We start from the raw sequence: 8,434 nt of genomic DNA, 5'->3' as shown, positions 1-8,434 counted from the left end.
CCGCAATAGGACAGCACGCGATCGCGCTGCCGCGCCGAGATCACCGGCCCGAGCTGGGTCGCGGCATCGAAGGGGTCGCCGATCCGGATCTGCTCGGTCTTCGCCTTCAGCTTCTCGACGAACTCGTCATAGACCGTTGCCTGCACCAGATGGCGCGAGGCGCAGACGCAGGTCTGGCCGGCGCCGATGAAGGCGCCGAACGCGGCATAGTTGACGGCGCGGTCGACATCGAAATCGTCGAACACCATGACCGGCGTCTTGCCGCCGAGCTCCATGGTCTGGTGCGCGAACACCTTGGCCGCGGCGGCGCCGGCGATGCGGCCGGCCTCGGTGCCGCCGGTCAACACCAGCTTGTTGATGTCGGGATGCTCGGCCAGCATCTTGCCGGTCGTCTGGCCGAGTCCCAGCACCACGTTGAAGACGCCGGGCGGCAGCCCCGCGTCGCTGAAGATCCTGGCGAGCTTCAGCGTCGTCAGCGGGGTGTATTCCGACGGCTTCACGACGGTGACGCAGCCCGACGCCAGCACCGCGGCCAGCGACTTGCACATGATCATCAAGGGATGATTGAACGGCGTGCAATTGGCGACGATGCCGATCGGCGTGCGCAAGGTGTAGTTCAGATAGGAGCCCTCGACGGGGATCACCGAGTCGCGCCGCGCCAGCGCCAGCCCTGCGAAATAGCGGAAGAAGTCCGGCAGCCGCGACAGCTGCGCGCGGGTCTCGTTCAGCGGGCGGCCGTTGTTGAGGGTCTCCAGCCGGTACAGCGCTTCCAGATTGGCCTCGAAAGCATCGGCGAGCTTGTTGACCAGTCGCGCCCGCGCGCGGATGTCCATGCCGCCCCACGCCTTGCCTTCGAAGGCCAGGCGGGCGCTCTTCATGGCGCGGTCGACGTCGTCGGCGGTCGAGTTCGGAATCTTTGCGATCACGTCGCCGGTCGCGGGGTTGCGGACGTCGAGCATGGCGCCGGAGCCGGCCTCGATCTCGCGGCCGTCGACGAAATTGCCGTGAATCTCGACCTCGATCGATTTGGTTGGGCTGTTCATCTGTCTCTCCCTTCGATCTTCGATCTTCGATCTTCGATCTTGATCCGGACCGGATCGCGATCCGCTGAGTTTGCTTGGTTTGATCTCGGAAGGGGCGCCCGCGGGCCGTCCTTCCCGATCATGCTTCGACGATGACCGCGTTGCGCTTCAGCGCCGGCAGCACGCGCTTTTCGGTCCGGCTGATATGCGCCTTGATGATGCGCACCGCGCTGCGCGCCTCGCGCCGCTGCATCGCGTCGATCAGGGCGGCGTGTTCGGCGACGAGCTCGGCCGGATTGTGATCGGCCACATTGGCGATGCTGACCCGCACCAGCCGGTCGGCCTGTCCGATCAGGTCGCAGAGTGCGGCCGCCATGCGGCGGTTGCCCGAGGCTGCGGCCAGTGCAGCGTGGAAAGCACGGTTATAGGCGATGAAGGCTTCATGATCGCCCGAAAACTGCCGGAATTGGTCCAGCGCCTTCAATTCCGCCTCGCTCGCGGTCTCGATCGCCTCCGTGACGCAGGCCGGCTCCAGCACGTGGCGAAAGCGCAGGATGTCGCGCGCATCCGACAGCGAGATCGGGTTGACCCGGTAGCCCTGGCGCGGCTGCACCGTGACGAGATGCTCGCGCGACAGCCGCAGCAGCGCCTCGCGGACCGGCTGCCGGCTGACCGCATAGCGTTCGGCCAGCTCCTGTTCGCGCATATCATCACCGGGCGCCAACCGGCAGGTCAGAATATCAGCTCGCAGGCTTTCATAGACATTGTCGCGGAGAAGCATCATATTTTACCTTTGTCTGTCGATAACCTACGCAGTCGTGAAATATCACGTCAAGACAGATCGGCTTGAAATGGACTAATTTTAATCTATCAATTGGAGCGGCCGGCGCCTTGCACACGCGCGAATGAAGGGGAGTGACATGTATCGGGCTTTCGCAGAGGGCACCGTCCACACAGCCGAGGTCGGCTACGGACCGCCGCTGTTTCTGTTTCATTCATTGTTGTCGGATCGGGCGAGCTTTGATGCGGTCGCCCCCGAGCTGTCGCAGTCGTTTCGGGTCGTCATCCCGGAATTGCCCGGCTTCGGCCGCTCGCAGGCGGTCGCTGGCGGGCTCGCCGCCATCGCCGATCGCATGGCGGAAGTGGTCAGGGATGCGTCCGCGGGCCGTGACGCGATCGTGCTGGGCAACGGCTATGGCGGCTTCGTCGCGCTGCAGATGGCGATCCGCCATCCCGGACTCGCGACGCGCTTGATCCTGGCCGATTGCGGCGCCGCGTTCGACGAACTGGGGCGGGAGGCGTTTCGCAAGATGGCGGCGGCATCCGAGGCCAAGGGGCTTTCGGCGATCACGGACGTGGCGATGCGCCGGCTATTCGCGCCGGAGTTTCAGGACCAGCATCCCGATCTGATGCGCGATCGCCGCATGGCGTTCTTGAAGACCGATCCGGAAGTGTTTCGCGCGGCCTGCGAACAGCTCGCCGAGCTCGACCTGCGGCCGGAGCTGCGCAAGGTCAGGGTGCCAGTGCTGGTGATGGTCGGCGAGCACGACGAAGCCACCCCGCTGCCGATGTCGCGCGAGCTGGCCGCCGGCCTGCCGGATGCGCGGCTCAAGATCATCCCGGGCTGCGCACACGTGCCGCAACTGCAATCGCCGCGGCTCTTCCTCGAGGCGATCGCGGACTTCCTCCCGGCCGCGAACTCCGTGCCGGTATGACGCGGCGCGCTGCCGAGAATTCGAGCAGATCACGCGTCTAATCCGTTCGACCTCGGCATTCACCCTGCCTAATCTTGCACCCTGCCTAATCTTGCTTTCAGCGGAGAGGCCGATGCGCGACATGCTGAGCTATTGCAACGGCGGCACCGAGCGTGGGCTGCCACAGGGCGCCATCCTGATCGAGGAGGGCGGCAAGACCGGGCGGCTGTATGTTCTGATCAAGGGACGGCTCGAGGTGCTGCGCGGCGACACCGTGGTCGCCGTGCTCGCCGAGCCCGGCGCGGTGGCGGGCGAAATGTCGCTGCTGCTCGACCAGCCGCACAGCGCGACGGTGCGCGCCGCGGTGGATTCGACGGTCTACGAATTCGCCGACGCGGCGTCGTTCCTCAACGACCAGCCGGCGGTGGCGCTGCAGATCGCGCGGCTGTTGGCGCAGCGGCTCAACGTGGCGACGACCTATCTCGCCGACCTCAAGACGCAATATGCCGGCCACGGCACCCATCTCGAAATGGTCGGCGATATCCTGCAATGCCTGATCAGCCTGCCGCCGCAGCAGGTTTCGCCAGGATCGGATCGGGACTCCGACGACAGGCTTTGAATCAGCTGCGTCCGCAGCATCATCAACACGCCATGAGAGGCGCGCCGAGGGACATCGGGCACGAGCCAAGCGGCGCGTGGCGGCGGCTCGCCGCCCAACGCGTTGTGGTCTGATCCGACGCAGGCCTTTGGCGCCCGACCGGCCTGGCACCGCCGTCAATCGCGCTCTGACCCATGATCTAGGAACAGATCCAGATGATCAGAACCGCCATCGGAAGCCCGGTCATCAGGGCGCCGACGATCATCAATGCGAATGCCAAAAGCAAATTTGTTTCGGTTTGAACCCCACGCTGTGACACCACATTACTCCATTGAGCCCCCGCGGGAATCGCCCGTCGCCCAATGATGAACAATAAAAAAGCACGGCTCGGACCCAGTCGCCGATTTTCCAAGGCGTGTCTTGGCCCGAACCAAGGCGATGCGAGGCTCTGCCTTTGTGGTTAAGAAAAGGTTAACGCCGGTCGCAGCCTGTCCGGTTTTGGCACCACTATCTCGTCGTCGTCGCTCTTCAGCTGCGCGCAGACACGCCGGGCTTTGAGAACAGCGGATCGGGAATCCGCCCCAACGATGTTAGCCAGGCCGGCGGATCGGAGACCGACGCCGCGGGCCGTTGCAAGGGCGCATCGAGGTCGATCCATTGCTGGTCGCCGGGCGCAAGCCAGAATGCCGCGCCGTCGTCGATGTCGAGCACGATATGCGTCGGCGGCCGGCCAGGCAGGCGGCCGGTGTTGAACACCCAGGTCGGGCCGAGCCGGTCGAACCAGGATCCGCCGGCAATGAAAGGCGACTGATGCACGTGGCCGGAGAACACCATCGACGGCCGGTGCCGCTCGATCCACTGCTTGAGCTCGGCATCGCCGAAGAAACGCCGGCCGCCCCAGCTGGTCGGCGAATTCGCGGGCGGCGCGTGATGCACCCAGATCCAGCGCTTCGCGTTATGGAATGACGCTTCGCGCAACTGCTGGTCGAGCCGTGCCTTGACCAGCGGGCCGTCCCACCATGGGCAGACCGAAAACAGCGTGTCGCCGATTTGCACGCTGTCGCCGTCGCAGGCGACACCGGGCGCCCTGACATCGCCGATCCAGCGCGCGATCTTCTCGCCCTCGGCATTGCGCGCGTCGAGGTCATGATTGCCGGAGCAGAACATGACGCGGGTCAGCCGGGCGAGCCGTGCCAGGTAGGCCTTGACCACCAGGATCTGGGCGCGGAAGTCGACGGCGGAGCCGAGGTCGAGCGCATCGCCGGCAAAGATCACGAGATCGAATTGCGCCCCCGCGCTGAGCAGCCAGTCGAACTGGGGCAACGAATAATGCAGATCCGCGACGACCAGACAGCGCATCGTTCGATATACCCGGCAGCCTTGTCGATAGAGCCTTGTCGATCAAAGCTCCGGCCAGCTCGCATCACACGAGCGCCGGGCAAGACGGGCAAGAACCATACCGGACGGTCGTCAAGCCTGTGTCGCGCAAGTTCCGCTCGATGGCTTCGCGGCCGGATGAGCGCGCGCGAGCGCCGCTTCAGAGCAATCTGATCGCAAGCCAGACCGCGAGCCAAAGCGCCAGCGCCAGACAGGCGACGCTGACGAGAAAGCCGGCGGCGAGCCGCGCCACGGCGTTGCGTGAAAGCGGGGACCGTCTGTTTCGGCGGGGGCCGGAGTGCTCAAACTGGGGCATGCGACCGCGAACGCCCAAACCCCAGACCACGATTTCCAGAACAAAAAGGCCCATCGTTCCCGTCCGCTCCACCTCGTCCACCTCGCCGGTCGCCGGCCATTCTGTCAGAAACGGCGCTTTTCCGTCTTTGCGCGAGCGCAAAATGGCGGTCATTTTATAATCTACCGGAACTTCGCTCCCGACTTGACCGAGCGCAAGGTCCCCGCCTGCAGTCCGGGCTAGAAATTGACCCAAAGGGTCCGCGTGTTCGGCCCTCGCGGTTCAGTTCGGGGAGCGGATGACGACATGAGGTCAGATCTCGCGGTCGGTTACGGCCAGGAGCGGTTGCCCAGATACACAAGCTATCCCACCGCTCCGCATTTCTCCGCCGCCATCGGTCCCAATACCTATGCCGAATGGCTGCAGGCCATACCGCCGCATGCCTCGGCCTCGCTCTATCTGCATGTGCCGTTCTGCCGCTCGATGTGCTGGTATTGCGGTTGCCATACCTCGGTTGCGCGCCGTGACGAACCGATCGCGCTGTACGAATCGGCGTTGCGCTGCGAGGTCGACCTGGTCGCCCGCCAGATCGGGCGGCGCATCAACGTCGAGCACATCCATTTCGGCGGCGGCACGCCGACCGTCATGGCGCCGGACTCCTTCACCGACCTGATCGGGTTGATCAGGCATTGCTTCTTCGTGGCGCCGACCGCGGAGATCGCGATCGAGATCGATCCGCGGACGCTGACGGCCGTGATGGTCGATGCGCTCGCGCTTGGCGGCGTCACCCGGGCGAGCCTCGGGGTGCAGAGCTTCGATCCCGTCATCCAGCGCGCCATCAACCGCGTGCAGAGCTTCGAGGAGACCGCAGCCGCGACCACGAATTTGCGCCGTGCCGGAATACGCGGCATCAATTTCGATCTGATCTACGGCTTGCCGCATCAGACCATTGCCTCGTGCCTCGACACCGTCCGTCGCTGCGTCGAACTGCGCCCGGATCGCTTCTCCGTGTTCGGCTACGCCCATGTGCCGACCTTCAAGAAGTATCAGCGCAAGATCGACGAGGCCTGGCTGCCCGACAGCAGTGAGCGCTACGAGCAGGCTTGCGCGATCGCGGACGCATTGCAGCAGGCGGGATATGTGCAGATCGGGCTCGACCATTTCGCGCTGCCCGATGATGCGATGGTCGCCGCGCAACGCGAGGGCCGGCTGCGGCGGAATTTCCAGGGCTATACGACCGACACCGGCAATGTGCTGTTGGGCTTCGGCGCCAGCGCCATCGGCCAACTGCCGCAGGGCTATGTGCAGAACGAGGTCCAGATCAGTGCCTATGAGGGAGAGGTTGGCGCCGGCCGGCTGGCCACGGTCAAGGGCTACGCCTTGAGCGCCGACGACCGGCTGCGTGCCGAGATCATCGAACGTATCATGTGCGATTTCGGCGTCGATCTCGACCCGATCTGCGTGCGGCATGGCGCTGAGGCGGAGGCCATGTTGACCGCATCGCCGCGCCTGAAGGACCTGATTTCCGACGGCGTGGTCGCGCTCGAGGGAACCTCGCTCGCGGTGGCCGATAATTCGCGCTTCCTGGTGCGCACGGTCGCCGCCGCCTTCGATGCGCATCTGGACACGTCGAAGCAGCTGCATAGCCGGGCCGTATAACCGGCAGCCCGTTGCGAAGCTTGCGCCGGGACAGACAGGCCGCCCGATCGGCGTTACCGTTCGATGTTCGAATGGAGACGCCGATGCCGTTCTCGTTTGACGACATGAGCGCAGCGCCCGGGTGGCGCGCGCGGCCGCCGCCTGAGCTTGGTTCTATTACTTGAGCATGATCTCCGCGCGAACGCGTCGCGTTCGTCGCGAGAGAGAACCGGCACCCACTTTTTTCCGGATCATGCTTTAAGCCCGGGCCATCGCGTGCGGGAACACCACTTCGATCAGGGTGCCGGAGCGGCCGCCGGTCCTGATGTGGAATTGCGCGCGGTTGGCTTCGACCAGCGCCTTGGTCAGCGACAGGTTGACGCCGGAGCCTTCGGTGGTCTGATCCGACGGCGGCTGGGTGCGGAACGGCTCCAGCGCGGCTGCGACCTCGTTGTCGTTGAGCCCGTGCCCGGTATCCCTGACCCGCAGCACCACCTCGCCGAAATCGGACAGCGCCGTCGAGACGATGACCTGCCCCGCGGGGTTGGCGAGGTGAATCGAGGTGCCGATCAGGTTGAGCGCGATCTGCCGCAGCGCGCGGCCATCGGCGACCACCGGCGGCAGCGCCTGCGCCAGCGAGGTGCGGATGATGATGCGCTCGCGATTGGCCTGCGGCTGCATCACCGTCACGCAGTTTTCCACCAGCTCGTTGAGGTTCTGGTTGGTGAAGGCGAGCTCGAGCTTGCCGGTCTCGATACGCGACAGCTCGGTGAGATCGTTGAGGACGGCGAGCACGCGCTCGCCGGAGGCACGAATGTCCTTCATGTAGTCGGCATAGCGTTCATTGCCGAGCGCGCCGAAGCGTTCCCCCATCATCACCTCGGCGAAGCCGATGATCGCATTCAGCGGGGTGCGGATCTCGTGGCTGATCCGCGCCAGCATGTCGGCCTTCGCGCCTGCGGCGCGATCGGCCAGCCGTCGCACCTGCTGCAGTTCGCTTTCGCCTTTTTTGCTCTGTGAGAGGTCGCGGAACACGGCGAAGAAATTCGGTCCGTCCGGCCGGGTCCGCCCCATGGTCATTGCCAGCGGAATAATGCCGCCCTTGGCGACGCGGCCAAGCACGTCGCGGCCGTGATCGAGCAAGCTGGCGACGCCGGCGCTCTTGATGCTCTCCAGATAGTCGAGCACCGCGCGCTGGCTCTCCGGGGCGAACAGATCGCTGAGATCGTGCTGCAGGAAATCCTCGCCGTCATAGCCGAACAAGGCTTCCGCGCTGCGATTGCAGGCGTGGATGTTGCCCTCGGCATCGAACATCACGATGCCCTCGGCCGTGGTGTCGAGAATCGCGGCCAGATCTTCGCTGTTTGCCTGGCCCGCGGCCAGCGCTGCCTCTTCTTCCTCCACAGGCTCCTGGTCGGTGCAGGCTTCCTCGGCAGGTTCCCGGGCTTCGGCTTCCTGGGCTTCGGCTTCCTGGTTGTCAGTTTCCTGGACCACAGCCGGTGCCGCGACGGGCGACGATGACGACTCGGTCGGCGAAAACATCAGGGCCAGTGCAGAAGCGCCGTCCCATGAAATCGTGAACAGCCGCGCCGCGATCGAAGAACCGGCCTCGGATGCGTCCAGGCTCGCTGAGATCCGCATCGGCATGCCGCCCTCAGAGGTGCTTGAGGATGAGGCGGGCCCGGGCTCGACATAAAGCGCATCGAGGCCGCCCGCTTCCTCCAGCGCATAAAGGCTGTCGTAGCCGAGCCGCTTGAGGAACGCGGCATTGGCATAGATCAACCGGTCGAGCCGGTAGATCAGGACGCCG

General features: G+C 65.1%; 8 protein-coding genes. 3 read left to right on the top strand and 5 right to left on the bottom strand.

Annotated elements, in window-relative coordinates; all coding sequences use genetic code 11:
* Both WCB02_RS12740 and WCB02_RS12735 read right to left on the bottom strand, forming a co-directional pair.
* Positions 1-1,043, bottom strand: a 1,043-nt coding sequence (locus WCB02_RS12740) for an aldehyde dehydrogenase family protein (protein ID WP_423958581.1), incomplete at its 3' end; no start/stop codon positions are given.
* A 118-nt stretch (positions 1,044-1,161) separates the two neighbouring features.
* Positions 1,162-1,803: a GntR family transcriptional regulator gene (locus WCB02_RS12735; protein WP_423958580.1), complete on the bottom strand. Its 642-nt coding sequence runs from the start codon at positions 1,801-1,803 to the stop codon at positions 1,162-1,164.
* A gap of 139 nt (positions 1,804-1,942) precedes the next feature.
* Between WCB02_RS12735 and WCB02_RS12730 the strand changes: the two genes are divergently transcribed.
* Positions 1,943-2,737, top strand: a complete 795-nt coding sequence (locus WCB02_RS12730; protein ID WP_423958578.1) for an alpha/beta fold hydrolase — start codon at positions 1,943-1,945, stop codon at positions 2,735-2,737.
* A 112-nt stretch (positions 2,738-2,849) separates the two neighbouring features.
* Positions 2,850-3,335 carry a Crp/Fnr family transcriptional regulator gene (locus WCB02_RS12725; RefSeq protein ID WP_423958575.1) on the top strand — a complete coding sequence of 162 codons (486 nt, stop codon included), beginning with the start codon at positions 2,850-2,852 and terminating at the stop codon, positions 3,333-3,335.
* A gap of 507 nt (positions 3,336-3,842) precedes the next feature.
* Here WCB02_RS12725 and WCB02_RS12720 read toward each other — a convergent pair.
* A complete protein-coding gene (locus WCB02_RS12720) occupies positions 3,843-4,673 on the bottom strand; it encodes a metallophosphoesterase family protein (RefSeq protein WP_423958574.1) in 831 nt (276 codons plus the stop codon).
* A 178-nt stretch (positions 4,674-4,851) separates the two neighbouring features.
* Positions 4,852-5,160 (bottom strand): hypothetical protein, encoded by a 309-nt coding sequence (locus WCB02_RS12715; protein ID WP_423958573.1) that lies wholly within the window; start codon positions 5,158-5,160, stop codon positions 4,852-4,854.
* Between the two features lie 132 nt (positions 5,161-5,292).
* Here WCB02_RS12715 and hemN point away from each other — a divergent pair, with 132 nt between their 5' ends.
* Complete coding sequence (gene hemN / locus WCB02_RS12710) at positions 5,293-6,645, top strand: oxygen-independent coproporphyrinogen III oxidase (protein ID WP_423958572.1); 1,353 nt, start codon at positions 5,293-5,295, stop codon at positions 6,643-6,645.
* Between the two features lie 237 nt (positions 6,646-6,882).
* Here hemN and WCB02_RS12705 read toward each other — a convergent pair.
* On the bottom strand, positions 6,883-8,434 hold a 1,552-nt coding region (locus tag WCB02_RS12705), incomplete at its 5' end, for a PAS domain-containing sensor histidine kinase (protein ID WP_423958571.1).

Origin of the sequence: Bradyrhizobium sp., assembly GCF_049581145.1 — a bacterium.
Taxonomy (GTDB): domain Bacteria; phylum Pseudomonadota; class Alphaproteobacteria; order Rhizobiales; family Xanthobacteraceae; genus Bradyrhizobium.
The sequence above is the reverse complement of the archived record's forward strand: the minus strand, read 5'-3'. Positions and strand labels throughout refer to the sequence as shown.